At 61.9% G+C, this 19,510-nt stretch carries 7 protein-coding genes; all 7 read left to right on the top strand.

Annotation, left to right across the window (positions count from 1 at the left end):
- Positions 1–243 precede the first annotated feature (243 nt).
- The 7 genes from CZ345_RS09460 (at position 244) to drmA (ending at position 19,510) form a co-directional block, all read left to right on the top strand.
- On the top strand, positions 244–3,003 hold the full coding sequence (locus CZ345_RS09460) for a RecB family exonuclease (RefSeq protein ID WP_077072881.1): 2,760 nt from the start codon (positions 244–246) through the stop codon (positions 3,001–3,003).
- On the top strand, positions 3,000–6,473 hold the full coding sequence (locus CZ345_RS09455; protein ID WP_077072880.1) for a UvrD-helicase domain-containing protein: 3,474 nt from the start codon (positions 3,000–3,002) through the stop codon (positions 6,471–6,473). Before CZ345_RS09460 ends, CZ345_RS09455 begins: the two co-directional genes overlap by 4 nt.
- Before the next feature lie 477 nt (positions 6,474–6,950).
- Positions 6,951–7,217, top strand: coding sequence for a hypothetical protein (locus tag CZ345_RS09450; RefSeq protein WP_077072879.1), 267 nt, complete (start codon positions 6,951–6,953; stop codon positions 7,215–7,217).
- A 73-nt stretch (positions 7,218–7,290) separates the two neighbouring features.
- Positions 7,291–8,583, top strand: a complete 1,293-nt coding sequence (locus tag CZ345_RS09445; RefSeq protein ID WP_144277308.1) for a hypothetical protein — start codon at positions 7,291–7,293, stop codon at positions 8,581–8,583.
- Positions 8,584–8,737: 154 nt separating this feature from the next.
- On the top strand, positions 8,738–11,896 hold the full coding sequence (gene drmD / locus CZ345_RS09440; RefSeq protein WP_077072877.1) for a DISARM system SNF2-like helicase DrmD: 3,159 nt from the start codon (positions 8,738–8,740) through the stop codon (positions 11,894–11,896).
- Positions 11,896–16,020, top strand: coding sequence for an Eco57I restriction-modification methylase domain-containing protein (locus tag CZ345_RS09435; RefSeq protein ID WP_077072876.1), 4,125 nt, complete (start codon positions 11,896–11,898; stop codon positions 16,018–16,020). Before drmD ends, CZ345_RS09435 begins: the two co-directional genes overlap by 1 nt.
- Before the next feature lie 10 nt (positions 16,021–16,030).
- Positions 16,031–19,510, top strand: a complete 3,480-nt coding sequence (gene drmA / locus CZ345_RS09430; RefSeq protein WP_077072875.1) for a DISARM system helicase DrmA — start codon at positions 16,031–16,033, stop codon at positions 19,508–19,510.

Here is a 19,510-nt window from a genome sequence, read left to right as displayed (position 1 = left end):
GTACATATGCGGGGGCTTTGGGTTCAGGTGCTGCGTTTTTTACCCTAATTGTGAGGGCGTCACGCCGTTTTTTGCCTTCAATGGCTTTGCGCACCGCATTTTTCATACGGGAGGCGGATAAGCTTTCTTTCCGTCCACACAGTTGTGGACTGCATGATTTTTCTGTGGCGGAAGCCGCCTTTTCGGCGTACCGTGAACCGGGTGTTTTTATGTGCTTCCCCGCAGGAGGGGGAAGGGGGGATCATGCAGGTCATACTCGGCAGGTACATGGACGGGGGCGCGTGGCCGGATGCGGTAACGGCCTTCGGGGGCGGAGCAAAGGCCGTGGACGGCGTGAAGATCTGCGGCCCGGCGGGATTTCTTTCCCTGCTGGAGCAGAAGCTGGGCCTGCCCGCGCGGGAGGAAGTGCCGGGCAGGCGCACGGCCCTGTGGGAAGAGAGACTCAGGCGGCGGGTTGGCGCCGTGCCGCAGGAGGGGGAACCTTTTTACGCCGCCTCCTTCCGCACGGACGGCTGGAACACCGCAAAGCGCCTTCTGCAGATGCGCGACGAGCTGAAGGACGCCGGCGCGCTGGAAGGGGAGAAGGCCGGACTGCGGCGTCTTTCCGGGGAATGCGCCTCCGCCGGGCTTTTGCGCCTTGCCGAAATTTTTTCCCTTGAGGCGGAGGCGGAAGGCCCGGACGAGGCCGACCGGGTATCGTTTCTCTGCTCCCATATACGGGAGTGGGGCATAGGCGGCCTTGAGGGCATACGCCTTACGGAGCCGCGTTCCTGCTGGAACAGGCTGTGGAACCTGCTGTTTCAGGCGCTCGCACAGGCGGGCGTGAACCTGCGCGAAGCGGAAGAGACCGGAGATGAAGCGCTGAAGCTCCCTGCGGAAAGTTTCCGTCTTACGGCCGAGAATCCTTCGGAAGCGGCGCTGGCTCTGGCCGCCGTGCTGGCCCGGGAACTGGGGCGGCAGGCTCCGGGGAGGGTGGTCATCATCCGCCGCGAGGAAGATGTGGAGCTGGATACGGCGCTGCAGGCCTTCGGGCTGCCCGACACGGGCTGCCGCCGCCGCTCCGTTGCCCGCCCGGCCGATCAGCTTTTTTCCCTTTATCTGCGGCTGAATCTGTTTGCCTTTGATCCTGAGCTGCTGCGCCAGCTTCTGCTTCTGCCGCTTTGTCCGCTGGAGGAGAGTTTTGCCGCGGAAGTGCTGGCGGCGCTGCGTTTTACCGAATGTCTGCCGGAGCGGGGGAGCGACTGGTCGGCCGTGTCGTCGTGGCCGAAGGCATGGAGGGAACTTCTGGAAGAGGGGGACAAGCCCTGCCGTCTGACCGCGAAGGAGCGGCGCGATGCGCTGGCATGGATTGTGCCGGAACGGCGCATCGAGGCGGATGACGAAGAGAGGGGCCTTGCCGCCCGCGCCCGTGCCTGCGCGGCGAAGCTTGGCCGCTGGGCCGGGGAAGAGGCTGCGGCGCGGCCGGAACTGGCCCTGACGGCAAGCTGCTGCCGAACGCTGGAAAAGCTGCTGGAAGGCACGGAAGAGCTGACACGCAGAAGGCTGGAACAGCTTGTCGACGACGTGCCGGGCCGGGGGGAAAAGAGCGTTTCTTCCTCCGAAGGCCGACCGTGGGTGGTGCTTGCCTCGCCGGGGCAGATGCACGGCGCAGGAGAAGACGGTCCTCTTACCGTTATCTGGTGGAACTGTGTGGACGAGGGGGCTGTGCCGAGAACGACGGCCTGGAGCTGTGCCGAACAGGCGTGGCTTGAGGCGCGCACCTGGCTGCCCGAGGGCGCGGCGGTACGCCTTCGCGCCCGCAACGCGGCCATGCGCAGGCCTTTTTTCCATGCGCAACGCCTTGTTCTTGTCACGCCCCGCGTGATGAACGGAGAGGAAACGTCGCCCCATCCCGTGATGGCGCTGCTGGAGGAAGAATCCGGCCTGCGTATCGTGAAGGCGCAGAGCGTGCTTGAGGGCAAGGGCGGCGGCGAGGGCGGGGACTTCTTTGCCGTGGAGACGGAAACGCTGCCCGAACCTGCGGCCATGCTTCCCTGGGATTGCGGGGAGCCGCGCGTCCTTGAGGGGCCGACGGAACTTTCTCCCTCGTCGCTGAACATGCTGTTGAGCTGCCCTCTGCGCTGGTATATGGAAAACCGGCTGAACATCAGGGACGGCGGCCGCTCCCTTCAGGGAGATGCCGCCCTGCTCGGCACGCTGGCCCACGGCGTGGTGGAAGGGCTTTTTACGGAATACGGCGACGACCTGAAAAATAGGGCCGTTTCGCAGGAAGAGATGTTCCGCCGCCTGCAGAACGCGGCGAAGCGGCAGGGAGCGCGCTTCAGCCTGCCCGAAAAGCGGGCGCTTCTGCGCGACATGGCCGCAAGGCTTGCCCGGAGCGTGCGGGAACTGTGCCGCTTCCTTGTCCGGGAGGAGCTGGTTTTTCTGGATACGGAGCGCTCCTATCGGGGAGTTCTGGAACAGGGCGTGAACTACAGGGGCCGCTACGATATGGCCCTTGCCCGTGCCGGAAACCCGCAGGAACCGGCCGTCATCGTGGATTTGAAGTGGTCGTCGAGCAAGGCCTTCCGCAAGGAGATGCAGACCGGTTCCGTACAGCTTGCCTCCTACCGGTATCTGCTCCGCAACGGCACGCTTCAGGCGGGCGCACGGGCGGCTTCCGCCTCGCGCATGAAGAGTCCGGCAAGGCACGATATCGAAGAAGTGTGCTATTTTCTTATGAAAAAGGCGGAGATGATACGCAGCGGCGAAGATTCGCCCCTGACGCTGGATGAACAGTGGGCGGCCGTGATGCAGCGGTGGGAGGCGCTGAAGGCGTGCCTCAGCGCGGGCGAACTGCCTTCGGCCCCGGAATGGGCGCAGGCAGGCACGCCCCCGAACCCGGACGGCGATGAGGAAAAACGCATGAAGGCCGCAGCCGCGCAGGCCGTTTCCGCCTGCATGTACTGCCGCCTTTCCCTGCTGTGCGGGCGAAAGGCGGAAAAGGGGAAGGAACTGCCATGAGCGGGCTGGAACGGATTGTCATCAAGGCGGGCGCAGGAACGGGAAAGACCTTCCATCTGGTGCAGGAATACGGCAACGCCCTGGGCATGGGCGCGCCGGAAAACGTTCTGCCCCAGGGGCCCTGTTCCCCGGAGGAAATCATTGCCGTGACCTTCACGCGCAAGGCGGCGGCGGAGCTGCGCGACCGCGTGCGCAGAAAGCTGCATCAGGCGGGCAGGCCCGACCTTGCGGAAAAGGCGGAAGGCGCGCTCATCGGCACGGTGGACGGCATCTGCCTCAGGCTCATACAGGAATACGCCCTCGACGCGGGATTTTCCCCGCTTCTGCGCGAGCTTGCGGAAGAAGACGGGCAAAGGCTTTTCGATGAGGCGCAGGGGGCCGTGTTCGACCGTCGCGACGGGGAGGAGGGGAGCGACCTGCCCTCGCTCTATCACGCCTTCGGCATGTACGATACGGCGGCCAACCCGGAAGAAGGCGTGGAAAGCGAACCCGTATGGCAGGCCGTGGTGCGTGCTCTGGCCGAACATGCCCGCGTGCACGGCTTTGACCGCAGGGCCATGGAGGAAGCGGCCGAAGCTTCCTGCAGGGAGTTTGTATCCTTCCTCGTGCCGGGGGCCGGGGCCCCGGATCTTGCCGGACTCAAGCGGCGCATAGGCGAAGCGCGGCGCGAACAGTGCCGCGACGAACTGTACCGGCCGTACCGGGGGGCAAGAAGCGCGTCTACGCAGAGGCATTTCAACCTTCTGGAAAAGCTGGATGTCATGCCTTTTGAAGATATGCGCTGGAAGGACTGGTTCCTTCTCGCCCGCGCCGATCCGAAGCCCAAAGGCGGGGAAAGCGCGCCCCCCTTCCGCGAAGTTCTGCACGAGATAGCCTTCGACGCCTGCCGCAGCAGAGAATTCCGTGAGGATGCGTGCCGCCTCATCCGCGAAAGTTTCCGGGCCGCTTCCGAAGTGGTGGAGCGCTTTGAACAGCTCAAGAGGGAAGCCGGCGTGCTGGACTTTACCGACATGGAGCGCAGGGCCGTGGAGCTGCTTTCCCTGCCGCGCGTGCAACAGGCCATGCGCGGCCGCTTCCGCGTGCTCTTTGTGGACGAGTATCAGGATACCAGTCCGCTCCAGCTTCGTATTTTTCAGCTTCTGGGACATATCATCGAAAACGGGGAGAAAAAGGGCCGCGTCATCTATGTGGGCGACGACAAGCAGTCCATTTACGGTTTCCGCGGCGCGGCGCCGGAACTGACCCGTGCGGGCACGCCCCGCAGCGCGGGCGGCAGGACGCTGTGGAAGCACGACACGCTTACCGTGTGCTGGCGTTCGCTGCCTGCCGTCACTGAGTTCGTCAATGCCTTCTTCTCCTCGCTGGAAGACAGGTTCGGGCGGAATTTTCTGGAACAGCGCGGCAGGCTTGATATCCGGCATATGCTGAGCGACGAGGCTGCCGCCCTGCGCCGCAGAAGCGGACAGCAGGAACGGAGCGGAGCTTCCCGCGAAAGGCAGCTTGCCGTGGTGAAGGCCGTGCCTTCTCTTCAGGTGTGGCATCTGGGACTCTCGGAGGAGGGAACGTGGAACAATGCCGGGCGTGCCGCCGCCGTGGCGGAGATGGTGAAACGCTCGCTGGACGGCTCCATGATGGTGGAAAAGAAGTCCGGGCAGGATGTGACGGGCCTGCGACCGCTTGTGCGCGGCGACATTGCCGTACTCTGCCGCACGCACAGCCAGTGCCGCGCCGTGGCCGACGCCCTGAGCAGCCGGGGCATACCGGCAAAGCTCAGGCGCGGGGGACTGCTGGAACAGGAGGAGGTGCGGCTCTGCCTGTATGCGTGCCGGCTTGCCGCCGACCTGCACGATGTTCCGGCCATGGCCTCGCTGTACCGTCTGCTGGTGGGCGGGGACTGGTTTGCGGCCGCAGCCTCGGGCGAGGGCGGGCTGTTCCATCCCCTTTTCGAGCCTCTCGGAAAGCTGCACGAAGACATGGTGCGCCTTTCGCCTTCGGAACTTCTGGACGCCGTGATACGGGACATGGACGTATTCCGCCGGGCGGCCGCGTGGGGGAATCTTCAGGAGCGCGCGGCCAATATCGAACTTTTGCGCGACTGCGTGCGCCGCTATGAACAGACGGCCCGGGCCGCGCGCAGACCGCTGACCCTTCAGGGCTGGCTGGATGAACTGGAGGAGGAAGCCCCCGAACGCGCCTGTGTGGGCGAAGATGCCGTAAGCGTGTGGACGTGCCACGAATCCAAGGGACTGGAAAGTCCCATGGTCGTGCTGTACGGCCTTTCGGGCAGGCTGCGCGAGCCTTCCGTATGGGGCGTGCGCCGTATCTGCGAGCTGGAAGGCTTTACCGGCGAGCAGGACCCGCTGGAACGCTGTTCCTTCCGCTGGCTGCCCGATATTCTGAAAAGGGCGTTTCCCGCAGGGGCCGGAATTCCGCCCTGTCTGGACCCGGAGCTTTTGCAGCGCAGGTTCGGGGAAGCGGAACAGAGCCTGCGCGACGAGGAACTTCGTCTGCTCTATGTGGCCATGACGCGGCCGAAGAGCATTCTTGCCCTCGTAACGGAAACCGTTTCGGAAAAGGGAGGAGAGGAAACGGTGGCGCCCGCGCTCTGCACCTTCAGTCAGACCGCGGGGCGGGAACTGGCCGCGCTGGTGGAGGGCGGCGGGGACGGGCGTTTTCTCGGCATTCCCTGCCGCGTGCTGCGCATGTTTCCCGAAGAGGTGCGGAGCGGTGAACAGAACGGGAACGGGGCGGACAGGCGTTTTCCGGTCTGCGGCCCGGCGTTGGCTGGTTCTTTTGCCGGGGAACGGGGCGGAAGCGCGGAGAGTGCCGTTTCCGCCGTATGGCGGGAGAGGCTGCGGCACGGGCCTGTGGAGGGAGTGCCGGGCGATGCCCCGCGCGACAGGCTCGGCGACATGCTGCACGGCTGGTTTGCCGTATGGTTCGGCATGGAGGAGCAGCAGCGCAGGCGGGAGCTTGCTTCCGGCAGAATGCGGGAGAGGCTGGAGCGCTTCTGCGCGCTGTGGAATGAACCGGAACCTCTCTGGCCCGACGCGCACCTGCATCTGGAAGCCCTGAGCGAGAATCTGGCCGAGGCCTTGCAGCACTGGTTTGAAGGACGCGCGGACAAAAGGCCGGGCGATGCGCTTGTCGTCCGTACCGAATGGCCCGTGGAGCGCCTGCTCGGCGATGAAGGAGGCTTCCGCACGGATGCCATGCGTCTCGACCTGCTGGCCGAGGTGCTCCGCGAGGACGGTTCCTTCGGCCCCTGCCTCATGGTGGACCATAAATGCGGCCGGTACGAAGCCTTTGCGGAGGAAACGGCGCTGGCGGAACACCTGTGTGCGCATTACGGAAAGCGGCAGAGCGAGTATGTGCGCGCTCTGCGCGCCATGGGAAGAGAATGCCGCGCCCTGCTGCACCTGCCGCTGGAAGGCCGGATGCTGGAACTTTGCGTGCCGGAGGAAGCGTAGGGGCCGGAAGAGAGCTCCGCTTCCGGCAGACGAAAGCCCGCCTTTCTCTGGGAAGGCGGGCTTTTCTGTGCCTTGTGGGGGACGGGAACGCGGCCCGGTTAATGCAGCCTTCCGGCAAAGTAAAGGGCGTTTGTCGGACCAGAGGCAGTTGTAGCCGTACGTTTTCAGAAGAACGGCAAAGGAAGGATAACGATGCGCCCTTTCTTCTCTCTCGTACTGAACCGGAACTCTCTGGCGGCCTGCGTTTCAAACATCAAGGATGCTCCTTGCCGCCTTGCGACAGACGGGCATGCCGGGCGCCTTGTTCCGGGCCGGACCCGTTCCCGGAAGGGGAGTCCAGAAATCGTCCAGCGGGGGATTCCGCAGCTCTGGAACAAGCGGAAATTGTCGGTCATGACGATGCGGTATCATGTATGCCCCGGATGGAGATGCCTTTTTTATAAGCCGTCGTCCATGGGGATTGCCTGAAAAGAACAGATGAAGATCGGCGTGACCTTCCCTGGAGCGGGCAGGAAAACGCCGCCCGGGAAAAACCATAGTGAAGCGCCGAAGAGGGAAGCCTTTCCTTGTATGCTCAGCCCTATGAAGGCAGGATGCGGCATTTTTATGATGAGCAGTCAAACAAGGATTCTTGATATGTTAAAAAATTCCGTGGTGATGATGTGTCTAACTGTGCGAAAAAAGGAAAGATGGCTTCTTGATGCTGTTTTTGGGGGAATGACAAGTATTATAGAGATTAAATAATGCTTCAGTGTTGACAAAATAAAAAACTTATTTGATAATAATGCCCATTTATAAAATATATTATGAGGTTGATATGAACCAGGTAAAAGGATATGTCGTATGCCTTTCAGAAGCAAGGCGACAGCTTTTTGAAGCAAATTTTGAAGCGGAGTTTGCCGAACCGGTGGAAGATTTTTCCTACCAGCGTTCATCCCCCCTTGTTTGTTTGATTACGTCGAAAAATACAACGCAACTTATTGCCGTAGCCATAGGAAAAAAGGGACATCGGGCAGGAACCGGCTTGCGCCGTCTTAATATGACGGAAATATACAGACTGCCGAGACCTTTAGACATACGCAGGTTGTTGGAAGGGATGCCCCGAAGAAGCCTTTCTGCCGCCGAAAAGCGATTCTTGAAAGGAGGCCTGCTGACGGAAGCGGCGTTTTCCTTTGTTCTGAAGAAACTTCTGAAAATGATTCCCGAGCTTCGCGGGAGACTGCTCCGTTTTGATGAACGACGGAATGAAAGAATTCGTCGTCTTAATGAAAAAGCGAAGCGGGTTCTGGCGGAAGAAAAGGAAGCACTTCTCATGTCGTTGGAAATAGCCGGGCTTGACCGGGGGCAGGCTGCGGGCTGGGATTATTCTCCTCAAACCGGGCCGGTTTCTTTTCTTGAAGGTCTTCCTTCGGTCCGCCTCAGGGAAGACGAGATGATTATACATGATTTAAATATGGTGCCCGGCTTTTCAAAAATCAAAGACTATGTTCATGGCTCCGCACTGTTTTCCGATGGGCGGACAGATCTTACGGTTATCCTTGCCAACCGGCGGCCGCTTGAAGAACTTCTTGGTGTTGACCTTATCTATTATCATGAAAAATATAAGAGTTTTATATTCGTTCAATATAAAGCCATGGAAAAAAGTTCCTCAAAAGACTATGTTTTCCGTCTTCCTGATGCACAGATGGATGAAGAAATAAAACGTATGGATATCATGATGCAAACCATGTCAGGGATGCAAAATTCATCTGCAGGTCATGATTACAGGCTTTCTGAGAATCCGTTTTTTTTCAAATTCTGCCCAAGAATTGTGTTTGACCCGGATAATACTTCTCTTATTAAAGGAATGTATATTCCCCTGGATTATTGGAAAAGGCTTTTATCCGGCCATGATCTGGATGGCCCGAGAGGAGGAAAGGCTCTTTCTTATTTAAATGTCAAAAGATATTTTGATAATACAAAATTTATTGCTCTTGTAGCTGATGCATGGATAGGGACGAATTCCATGCAGTCAAAGTTTCTTGAAGAAATAATAAAGAAAATATTGGAAAGCGGAAGGAGGGTTCTTATTGCCGTTGAAAGAGAATATGATGGCGATATACAATATTGAATATGGGTCATGTCCTGTGTGCCATGATGAGGCCGGAGTTATTTTTTCCTGGGGATGCGAATCGTATTTCAGGAAGCTTTTTCCCATGCTGCTTCTTGCTCCCTGAGGGGCTTTTTTCTATTATAGGGGAGATGTATGTTTAAGGAGCAGTCGCATGGAATCCATACCTCAGGTCGGGCAGACCGTTCTTGTCCGGGGGCGCCCCTATCTTGTGGAAAGCATTTCGCCGCAGGCCGCGTTTGATGCGGAAGGGGTGCAGCACCTTGTTCATCTTGCCTGTCTGGATGAAAATTCGCTGGATGAACGCCTTTTTGTGGTGTGGGAAATGGAACCGGGCGCGGAGGTGCGGGAGCATTCGTCGCTCCCTGCGCTGGAGAAGTTCGATGCCCCCGATGACCTGGACGCCTTTCTTCATGCCGTGCGCTGGGGCGTGGTTTCGCAGATGGACCACAGCTCCATGCAGGCGCCGTTCCGCAGCGGCATAGAACCGGAGGATTATCAGCTCGAACCTGTGGCGAAGGCATTGACCATGCCCCGGGTGAACCTGCTGCTTGCCGACGACGTGGGCCTCGGCAAGACCATAGAGGCCGGGCTGGTGGTGGAGGAGCTGATGCTCCGCAACCGGCTGAACACGGTGCTGGTGGTGTGCCCTTCCTCCCTTCAGGTTCAGTGGAAGGAGGAAATGCGCGACAAGTTCGGGCTGGAGTTCCGCATCATCAACAGCGAGAGTGTTTCTCTTCTGCGGCGCAAGAGGGGGATACACGTCAACCCGTGGACGCATTTTCCGCGGCTCATCACCTCCATCGACTATCTGAAGCAGGATCGCGTGCTTCAGCGTTTTTGCGAAACGCTGCCTGCGGAAGGGGAAAAGCGCTGGCCGCGCCGCTACGACATGCTTATTGTGGACGAGGCCCACAACATCGCCCCTGCCGGAAGTCTGAACTATGTGAAGGCCTCCCTGCGGACAAAGGCCATACGCACCATAAGCCCGCACTTTGAACACCGCATGTTTCTGACCGCCACGCCCCATAACGGCTACCGGGAATCGTTTTCCGCGCTGCTGGAAATTCTTGACGATCAGCGCTTCGTCCGCGGCATGGACCCGGACAGGGGCGCGCTTTCCCAGGTGCTTGTCCGCCGCATGAAGACGGAGATTGTGGATGCGTTCGGCAGGCCCCGCTTTCCCGCGCGCCGGGTGCAGGCGCTGGAAGTGGAGTACGGCGGAAGCGAGGTTGCGCTTTACGGCCTGCTGCAACGCTACTGCGCCCTGTGCGCCGCCCGGCACGCCGCTTCCGCTACTGCGGGAAGGGCCGTGCAGTTTGTGATGAAGCTTTTGAAAAAGCGCTTCTTTTCTTCGCCGTATGCGTTTTCCTCTTCGGTGGATACCCATGTGGAAGGCAGGAAGAAGGGCGCGGTTTCCGACGCGGCGTTTTTGCATATGCGCCTGCCCGACATGGACGAGCTTGTCGATGACGAAGGAGCGGAGATGGAGCGCGACGCCATGGCTTTTTCCAGCGGGGCCATGGGCGCCACGGCGGCCGATGAGGAATGGACGTTGCTTTTGGAAATGCAGAAGAAGGCGGCCGAGGCGGCAAGGCACAGCGACGCCAAGGCCCGGGCGCTCGTGCGCTGGTTGAAGGAGAACCTGTGCCCGGAGGGGCGCTGGAACGATACGCGGGTGGTGATTTTTACGGAATACCGCGACACGCAGAATTACCTTGCGGAACTTCTGTGCGCGGTGGGGCTCGGCGGGGAGAGGCTCCGCCTCATCAACGGTTCCACGCCTTCCGACGAGAGGGAGGCCGTCAAGGCCGCGTTTCAGGCTTCGCCCGGGCAGGCTGCCGTGCGCATTCTACTCGGTACGGATGCGGCCTCCGAAGGCATCAACCTTCAGAACTGGTGTTCCCACCTTATTCATTATGAAATTCCCTGGAATCCCGGCAGGCTGGAGCAGCGCAACGGCCGCATAGACCGCCACGGCCAGCGCGCGCCCAAGGTGGACATTTATCACTTCATCGCCGCAGGCGGCAAAGAAGCCGGCCGGGGCGAGGGAGCCGCCATGCTGAAGGCGGACATGGATTTTCTCTTCCGCGTGGTGCAGAAGGTGGAAAACATACGCATGGACCTCGGCAAGGTGGGGCCGGTGCTGGCAAAGCAGGTGGAAGAGACCATGCTTGCCGTGGGCGGGGCTGCGGGAAGGGCGCCCGCACGGGCGGACCAGGATGCCGAGGTGGAGAGGGCTGCGCGGGAGGCACGGGCTGCACAGCGTATGCTGAAGGTGGACAGGGATATTAAAAAAGCCCTTGCCGACGTGCGGGACAAGCTTGAGCAGACCCGCCACAAGCTGCTTCTGACGCCGGGGAACGTGCGGCATACGGTGGAGGTGGCCCTGCGCCTTGCCGGTCAGCCGCCGCTTGTGCCGGCAAAGGTGAAGGGCCTGCCGGAGGGGAGTGCGTTCATGCTCCCTGCGCTTACCGGGGCATGGGGCTTCTGCCGGGAAGGCAACGCGCACCCCCACACGCACGAGCCGCGGCCCATAGTGTTCGACGGCGACCTTGCCCGCGGCAGGGACGACGTGGTCCTTGCCCACCTCAATCACCGCCTGGTGAACCTGAGCCTGCAGACGCTGCGTTCCCAGCTGTGGGCTTCGCCCATGAGCTGCCGCCTGCACCGGGCCGCCGTGCGTCAGGTGCCTTCCTCGCTTACGTCGGCTCCCGTGGTGGTGCTTCTCGGCCGCATTATTGTGAGCGGAAGCACCAATCAGCGCATTCTTGAGGAAATGATCATGGCCGGGGGGCGCATGAGGGAGGGGCGTTTTGCCCGCATGGGCGTGCAGGAGCTGGAAAAATTCTGGAACGCGGCCATGGCCCTGCCCGGGAGCGTGCGCGCCGTGCAGGAAGAGGACGCCGTGCGCGACATATGGCCTGCCATGAAGGAACAGCTGTACGCCGCGCTTGAGGCGCGCCTCGGCGACAGGGTGAAGACGCTGCAAAGCCGCATCGACAGTCGTGTGGCCGAGGAGGAAGGCCGCATCAGGGCAGTGATGAGCGATTTGGAAAAGAATATCAGGGCGGAGCTGCAGGAGCTGAAGGCCCCCTCGCCGCGCTGGCTTTCGCTGCTGGACGCCGAGGAAAAACAGACACACAACGCCGACGTGGCCGTGCTGGAGCGCCGACTGCGGAACATTCCCCGGGAATGCGATGAGGAAATCGCGCATCTTCACGCCCGCTACGGTTCGCCGCGCACCAACCTGCTGCCGCTTGCCGTATGCTGGTTTATTCCCGCCTCCTGTCAAACTGCCGGAGAACACTGATGCCCAACGTTGCCGAACATAAGGAATGGCTTTCGCTTATTGATGTTTCCGGCCCCTTTCTTACGCTGCCCGTGCTGAATGAAAAGCTGCCGCACGGGCTGGACGCGCTTGAGGACGGCCTTGCAACGCGCCTGCGCCTTGCCTGGGAGGAAAAAGCGCAGGCGGGGACGGAGGCTGCCGCGCGCGCCTTCATGCATTTTGTGCTTGCCGAGGTGCTGGGGTACGATGAGGAAGTGCTCCGGCCTGCCTCGGAATACGGGGACATACGCCTTTTTCTGCCGGAATTTCAGGAAGAGCTGCGGCCGGATTATGTGCTTGCGCCGCCTGCGGAGGGTTCGTTTTCTCTGGATGAGGAGCCATGCTGCGACGAGGCGGAGAAAAAGCCCGTGCTGCTTGTTGCCCATGCTCCGGGAAAGGACCCGGAGAGGGCGCTTTCCGGTTCCGGCTGTCCGTGGAGCCCGGCAAGGCGCATGGCTGAACTGTGCCGGGCGAGCGGCGTGCCCCTCGGCCTGGCCTGCGGGGAGGAGAAATACACGCTGGTGTATGCCGCAAAAAACAGGACTACGTCCTACATTACCTGGGATGCGGGCCTGTGGCTGGAAGAGCGCATCACGCTGCGTGCCTTTGTCACGCTTTTGTGCAAGCAACGCTTCTTTTCCCTGAAGGAGGAGGAAAGCCTTACCCGCCTGATGGAGCAGAGCGCGGAGAAGCAGCAGGAAGTGACCGACAAGCTGGGCCTTCAGGTACGCGGGGCCATGACGGAATTTCTGCGTGCGCTCGATGCGCTGGACCGTGCGAACGGGGGCGCGCTTGTGGGGCACATAGCTCCCGGGCGTTTGTACGACGCGGCGCTTACGGTGATGATGCGGCTGGTGTTTCTGCTTTCTGCGGAAGAGCGTGGCCTGATGCTCCTTGGCGATGAGGTGTACGACAGCGCCTATGCGGCCTCCACCCTGTATGAATCCCTGCGGGAAGAGGCGGACCGCTTCGGGGAAGAGCTGCTCACCGCAAGGCACGATGCCTGGGTGCGGCTTCTGGCCCTTTTCCGCGCGGTGTACGGCGGCGTTACCCACGACCGTCTGCGCCTGCAAGCCTACGGCGGTTCGCTGTTCGACCCCGACGCCTATCCCTTCCTGGAAGGCAGGGCGGAAGGCTCCTCGTGGAAGAGGGTGGAGGCGCGGCCCCTTGCCGTGGACAACAAGGTTATCCTGCACATGCTCGAATCGGTGCTCTTTCTGCGCGACAGGGCGACCACGGGCGTGGATGAGGCCGTGAGGCTTTCCTTCCGCGCGCTGGACGTGGAACAGATAGGCCATGTGTACGAGGGCCTGCTGGACAGAACGGCCCGCCGCGCGCCGCAGGTGCTGCTGGGGCTGAAGTACGATAAGAAGGCGGCCGAACCCTGGCTGCCCCTTGAGGAGGCGGAACGGCTCAGCGCCGAAGGGGAGGAGGCCTTTTTCTCCGCCATGGCGAACATTACGGGCCTTACGGCGGCCAAAGTGAAAAGCGCCCTGGCCGGGGAAGGGCGCGGAAGAAGCCGCGCCCCGGATGAGCAGCGCATGGAGCGGAAAAAGGCGCTGCTTCGCCGCGTGTTGAACGGCGACGAGGCGCTGGAAAATCGCATTCTGCCCTTTCTCGGCCTTCTGCGGGAGGATGGTTTCGAGCGGCCCCTCGTTGTGCCGGAAGGCGGGCTGTATGTGACCGCCGGTTCCCAGCGCAGGGATACCGGCACGCACTACACGCCGCGCCCCATTACGGAAAGCCTTGTGGCCGCCACGCTGGAACCCCATGTGTACGAAGGCCCGGCGCAGGGCCTGCCCCGCGCGGAATGGAAGCTGAAGGATGCTGAAAGCATCCTTGCCCTCAGGGTGTGCGACATGACCATGGGTTCCGGCGCGTTTCTCGTGCAGGTGTGCCGCTACCTTGCAGAACGGCTGACGGAGGCGTGGGAGAAGGGCGCCCCCGGCCGGGACGTGCCCGCCGATGCCGAAGAGCGACTTTTTCTGGCGCGCCGCCTTGTGGCGGACAACTGCCTTTACGGCGTGGACAACAACCCCATGGCCGTGGAAATGGCCAAGCTTTCCCTCTGGCTGACCACCATGTGGAAGAACAGGCCCTTCACCTTTCTGGACCATGCGCTGAGAACGGGCGACGCCCTCATGGGCATAAGCTCCATGGAAGAGATTAAGGAATTCAGCCTGAACCGGGGGGAAACGCAGCAGTACCTTTTCGGCTTTGCCGATATGCAGAACGCCGTCAACGAGGCGCTGGAATCCCGCAGGGGGCTGGAAGTGCTCCGTTCCGACAGCATTCTGAACGTGGAGCGCAAGGCGGCCCTGCTGGACAAGGCCGAGGCCGCCACGCACAAGCTGCGCCTGCGTGCCGACGCCCTTGTCATGGCCACCGTGGCGGCCAGAGGGGCGCTGAGTCTGGACAGCCGGGAAAAGCTTATGGAAGAGCTGCTTGATCCGCATTTTTCCACGCAGCCCGAAGCGCTGGAAGCGTGGGTGGAGGCGCGGCGGCGCAGGCTGGTGCAGGGGAACGACGGGGACGCCACCCCCGGCTTTACCCGGCCCTTCCACTGGGCGCTGGAATTTCCGGAAATTTTTGAAGGCGAAAACCCCGGCTTCGACGTGCTTGTGGGCAACCCGCCCTTCAAGGGCAGCCAGCTCATGCGCGAAGATCTGGGGAATTTTTACAGGGAGTACCTTGTCAACATCATCGGCAGCGGCGTGCGCGGGCAGGCCGACCTTGCGGCCTACTTTTTCCTGCGGGCCTCGCGCCTTGTGCGCCGGGGCGGGGATTTCGGCCTGATTGCCACCAACACCATTGCGCAGGGCGATACCCGGGAGGTGGGGCTGCTCCAGCTGGAGAGGGAAGGCTGTGCCATACGCGCGGCCTGGCCGGACGTGCCGTGGGAGGGCAACGCCACGGTGACCACCAGCCAGATCATTCTGCGCCGTCCGGGCGGGGAAGAATACGCCGGGAGCGTGCTGCTCGGCGATGTGCCGGTGGAGGCTATTTCCTCCTTCCTCAAGGCAGGGCAGGAGGAATGGGAGGCTAAGCCGCTCAAGGAGAATGCGGGGATAGCCTTCCAAGGAAGCATCATTCTGGGAGAAGGCTTTCTGACCACGGAGGAGCAGGCCCGGCAGTGGATGGAGGCCGATGCCGCCAACAGGGAGGTGCTCTTCCCCTACCTTGTCGGTGCGGACGTGACCTCCGACCCGGAGCAGAGGCCTTCCCGCTGGGTCATTAATTTTTTTGACTGGGAGGAGGAAAGGGCCTCTTCCTACCGCCTGCCGTTTCAACAGATTCAGGAACTTGTCCGGCCTATACGGGCTGAAAATAAGCGAAAGCAGCGCCGAGAACAATGGTGGCTGTTTGCAGAACGTTCCTCAGCCCTTTACCATGCCCTCGGCAGGGGCGACGCCTTTGAAAAGCATTCCCAGGGATGGAAGCCTCTTAATACAATAAATGAAGTGATCGTTATTAGTGGTGTTTCAAAATACGGTATGTTCTGTTTTGTTCCAAACAGATATGTAATGTCCCATGCGTTATTTGTGTTTGCTTCCGACGATTATGCCTTGTTCGGCCTGCTGCAGACCTCCTTCCACCATGCCTGGGCGCGCAAGATGTGTTCCACCATGCGATCGGATCTGCGTTATACTCCTTCCAGCGCCTTCGATACCTTCCCCCGGCCGGAAGCGTCTCTGCTCGGGCCTGTCCGCACGGTGGCCGAGGAGCTGCACGGCCTGCGCGCGCAGGTGATGAAAAGGGAGGGCATGGGCCTTACCGCGCTTTACAATCACCTGCACAACCCGGAAAGCTCCCTGCCCGGCGCGGCAGAGCTGCGCAGGCTGCATGAGGAGCTGGACAAGGCCGCGGCCGCGGCCTACGGTTGGAGCAACCTCGACATGAGCCACGATTTCCGGGAGGTCGGCTATCTCCCGGACAATGACAACGTGCGCCGCACCATTGCCGAACCGGTGCGCCTGGAAGTGCTGAGGCGCCTTACCCTGCTCAATAAGGAGCGCTTTGAAAAGGAACAGGCCGCCGCACCCGCGGAAAAGACCGGAAAAAAACGTACCAGGCGCGCCCCTGCCCGGCAGGGCAGCCTGATTTGAGGAGAACGCCATGTCCGTTACGCCCTATGCCCTGCGCGAGGAACTCATACGCCTTATCAGGCGGGACATGCTCGGCCCTGTGGGCGGGCCGGAGGAGGAACTTTCCTCCCGGGAACTGCGCCTGCCCGACCTGTACCTTGTGGGTGCGCTGGCCCCCGGCGGTAAGCCGGATGTCGTGCCCGGGCGGGCGGAGGATGCCGCCCCCGACAGGGAGGACGAGGCCGGGCTTGAAATGGAAAGCTTTGTCATGGCCGGGCCGGAAGGCGCGGACGGCAGCACGGAGAAGGAAGCCTCGCTGGTGGACAGCCTGCTTCCCTCCTCGGCCGGGTTCACCTTTCTGGTGGACGGGGCGGAAGAACGCCTCCGGGTGCGTGCGGCCTGGGGGCAGTACCATGCCGTACACTCGGAAGAGGATGAGAACGGCAAGCCCCGCGTGCTCGGCTGGAAGCGCACGCCCGTATGCAACGAACCTGTGCTGCTGAACCTCACGGAGGGGGCCGGCGTTCTGCCCCTGCCGGAAGATGAGGATATCGTTCTTTCCTTCCATATCCGCCGCAGGGGCGGGCTCTGGTATGTGAGCCTTTTTATCGTCAACATGAGGCGCGGCCGGAGAGACCGCACCGGGAAGAAGTGGATTTTTCAGGTGGAGCTGGCGGTGGATTCCTGGGAGGGGGCGGGCCGCCCCATCTTCAGGCAGCGGCCGCTGTCGGTGGGCGACCTTTCCCTGCTGGATCCCGGGGAAAAGCGGGAAATGGAGGATCTGGCCCTGCGGTACCGGCACTGCGGCGTGTTCGGCAAGGGCCGGGGCTGCGCCATATCGGCGGAGAGGGAGCCCGGCGATCCTGCGGACGTGGCGCGCAGGCTTTCACTGGATTTTCTGCCTGTGACCACCGTGCCGGGGCAGAGCCCGCGCACGGAAGAGGACGACCCGCTTCTTAAAGATATCGTGCTCGACATGCACACGCTTTCCGTCATGGACGGGGAGCTGCTTTTGGCCAACCTGAGCCGCATTGCCGCGGCCTATGCCGCATGGGCGGCCGGTTTGCAGCTTTCCGAAAAGGATGCGGTGCATGAGGCCGCCGCAAAAAGAGCAAAGGAGGCGGCCCTGCGCGCCCTTGAGCGCCTGAAGGAGGGCATTGCCGTGCTGCGCGGCAACGATGACGCGCTTCGCGCCTTCCGTTTCGCCAACAGCGCCATGTGTTCCCAGCGCGTGCACAGCATACTTGCGGCAAGGGTGAGGGGAGGCCAGTACACGGCCGCACAGAAGAAGAATCTCCTGCATGAGCTGAACGTGCCGAAAAACCGCAGCTGGAGGCTCTTCCAGCTGGCCTTTCTGCTGCTCAACATAGCCCCGCTCACCGACCCGCTGCACAAGGACCGCAGCAGCGAGGGCTACGGCGCCGTGGCCGACCTTCTGTGGTTTTCCACGGGCGGCGGCAAAACGGAAGCCTACCTCGGCCTTACCGCCTATACGCTGGCCATACGGCGGCTTCAGGGCGACCTCGGCGGGCTGGACGCCGGGCACGGGGTGGCCGTGTTCATGCGCTACACGTTGCGCCTGCTCACCTTGCAGCAGTTTCAACGCGCCTCCGCCCTCATGTGCGCCTGCGAGGAACTGCGCCGCAGGGATGTGAAAACCTGGGGCGAGGAACCCTTCCGGCTCGGGCTGTGGGTGGGCGCGCATTCCACGCCCAACACGCTGGACGGCGCGGAACGCTCCCTCGGTGAGCAGTTTCAGCATTCCGGCGACAGCACGCCCCTGCAGTTGAACACCTGCCCGTGGTGCGGCGCGCCCATCACCAAAAACAATGTTCATGTGTTTCAGGGCGTGCGGCAGAGCGGCCGGTGCGTCACCTACTGCGGCGACAGCTCGGGCACATGCCCCTTCACCCGCAGAAAGTCGCCGGAAGAAGGGCTGCCCGTCATGCTGGTGGATGAGGAAATCTACCGCCGCCCGCCTTCCTTCCTCATTTCCACGGTGGACAAGTTCGCCCAGATGCCGTGGAAGGGCGAGGTGGAAATGCTCTTCGGCCGCGTGGAAGGCCTGTGCCCCCGGCACGGCTTTGTTTCCCCCGAGGTGGAGGAGAAGGTGGGCGTTGTGCACCAGAAGCACGAAGCCGCTCCCGAAGCCCCCATCAGGGAGCACCCCTGGCTGCGCCCGCCGGACCTGGTCATTCAGGACGAACTTCACCTCATCAGCGGGCCGCTCGGTTCCATGGTGGCCCTGTATGAAAATGCCGTGGACAGCCTTTGCGAGTGGAAGATGGGCGACACTGTCGTCCGGCCCAAAGTTATCGCCTCCACGGCTACCATACGCCGGGCGGAGGAGCAGATACGCAGGCTCTTCAACCGCAGGGTGGAGGTGTTCCCACCCCCGGGCATCGACAGCCGCGACAACTTCTTTTCTCTGGAGAGGCCCGTTTCGGAGGCCTTCCCCGGGCGCAGCTATCTGGGCCTGTGCGCCATAGGCCACCGTATGCCGCCTGTTTCCGTGCGCCTGTACGCCACGGTCATGGCCGCCGCACAGAAGCTTTTCAACGAGTACGGCGAAGCGGCGGACCCGTGGATGACCACCATGGGCTATTTCAATTCCGTGCGCGAGCTTGCCGGTATGCGCCGCCTTGTGGGGGACGTGGTGCGCGGCAGGCTGGCCGACAAAAATCAGCGCGGCCTCGCCCAGCGCAGAATATACAAGGTGGAGGAGCTTACCTCCCGCCAGTCGAGCCGGAACATTCCCCGCATTCTGGAGCAGCTTTCCAACCGCTTTCAGGCGCCTGTGCAGAACCTTCCTCTGGACATGCGTCCCTATGACGTGGTGCTGGCCACCAACATGATTTCCGTGGGCATGGATATCGAGCGCCTCGGCCTCATGGTGGTGCACGGCCAGCCCAAGACCACCTCGGAATACATTCAGGCGAGCAGCCGCATAGGGCGTTCCGGCGCTGCTCCCGGGCTGGTGCTCATGCTCTACAACTGGGCAAGGCCCCGCGACATGTCGCATTTTGAAGATTTCTACAGCTATCATGAGGCGTTCCAGCGCCATGTGGAGGCGCTTTCCGTCACGCCCTTTGCCGGGCGCGCTCTCGACCGGGGGCTTGCCGGCGTGCTTGTGAGCCTTGTGCGCCTCATGGACGTGCCTATGAACGCCAACGCCTCCCCCATTTCGCTGCCCGACGATGAAACGCTGCTTACCCGGGCCATGGAAAGGCTGCTTCAGCGTGTGAGCGACGTTTCCCAGAGCAGCGAGGTGGTGGCGCAGGTGCGCGCCATGCTGGAAAAAAAGCGCGACGTGTGGCTTGAGCGGGCACGCAAGGCGCGGAACCATACTTCCGGCCTTTCCTATCGGCCCATGTCCAGTGCCGCCGGGCTGCTTGTCGGCGATGAGGACCCCGCCAATGCCTTTTACTGCCCCAGCAGTATGCGCGACGTGGAAAGTACGGTGAACCTCTGTCTCGACCTGTCGGAAGCCGGTCTGTCCGTGGAGAAGTAA

Source organism: Mailhella massiliensis (assembly GCF_900155525.1).
Classification (GTDB): domain Bacteria; phylum Desulfobacterota; class Desulfovibrionia; order Desulfovibrionales; family Desulfovibrionaceae; genus Mailhella; species Mailhella massiliensis.
The sequence above is the reverse complement of the archived record's forward strand: the minus strand, read 5'-3'. Positions and strand labels throughout refer to the sequence as shown.

Coding starts and splice junctions, on each gene's coding strand:
- CZ345_RS09460 (WP_077072881.1), top strand. CDS start 244: ATGCAGGTCATACTCGGCAGGTACATGGACGGGGGCGCGTGGCCGGAT.
- CZ345_RS09455 (WP_077072880.1), top strand. CDS start 3,000: ATGAGCGGGCTGGAACGGATTGTCATCAAGGCGGGCGCAGGAACGGGA.
- CZ345_RS09435 (WP_077072876.1), top strand. CDS start 11,896: ATGCCCAACGTTGCCGAACATAAGGAATGGCTTTCGCTTATTGATGTT.
- CZ345_RS09445 (WP_144277308.1), top strand. CDS start 7,291: ATGAACCAGGTAAAAGGATATGTCGTATGCCTTTCAGAAGCAAGGCGA.
- drmA (WP_077072875.1), top strand. CDS start 16,031: ATGTCCGTTACGCCCTATGCCCTGCGCGAGGAACTCATACGCCTTATC.
- drmD (WP_077072877.1), top strand. CDS start 8,738: ATGGAATCCATACCTCAGGTCGGGCAGACCGTTCTTGTCCGGGGGCGC.
- CZ345_RS09450 (WP_077072879.1), top strand. CDS start 6,951: ATGAAGATCGGCGTGACCTTCCCTGGAGCGGGCAGGAAAACGCCGCCC.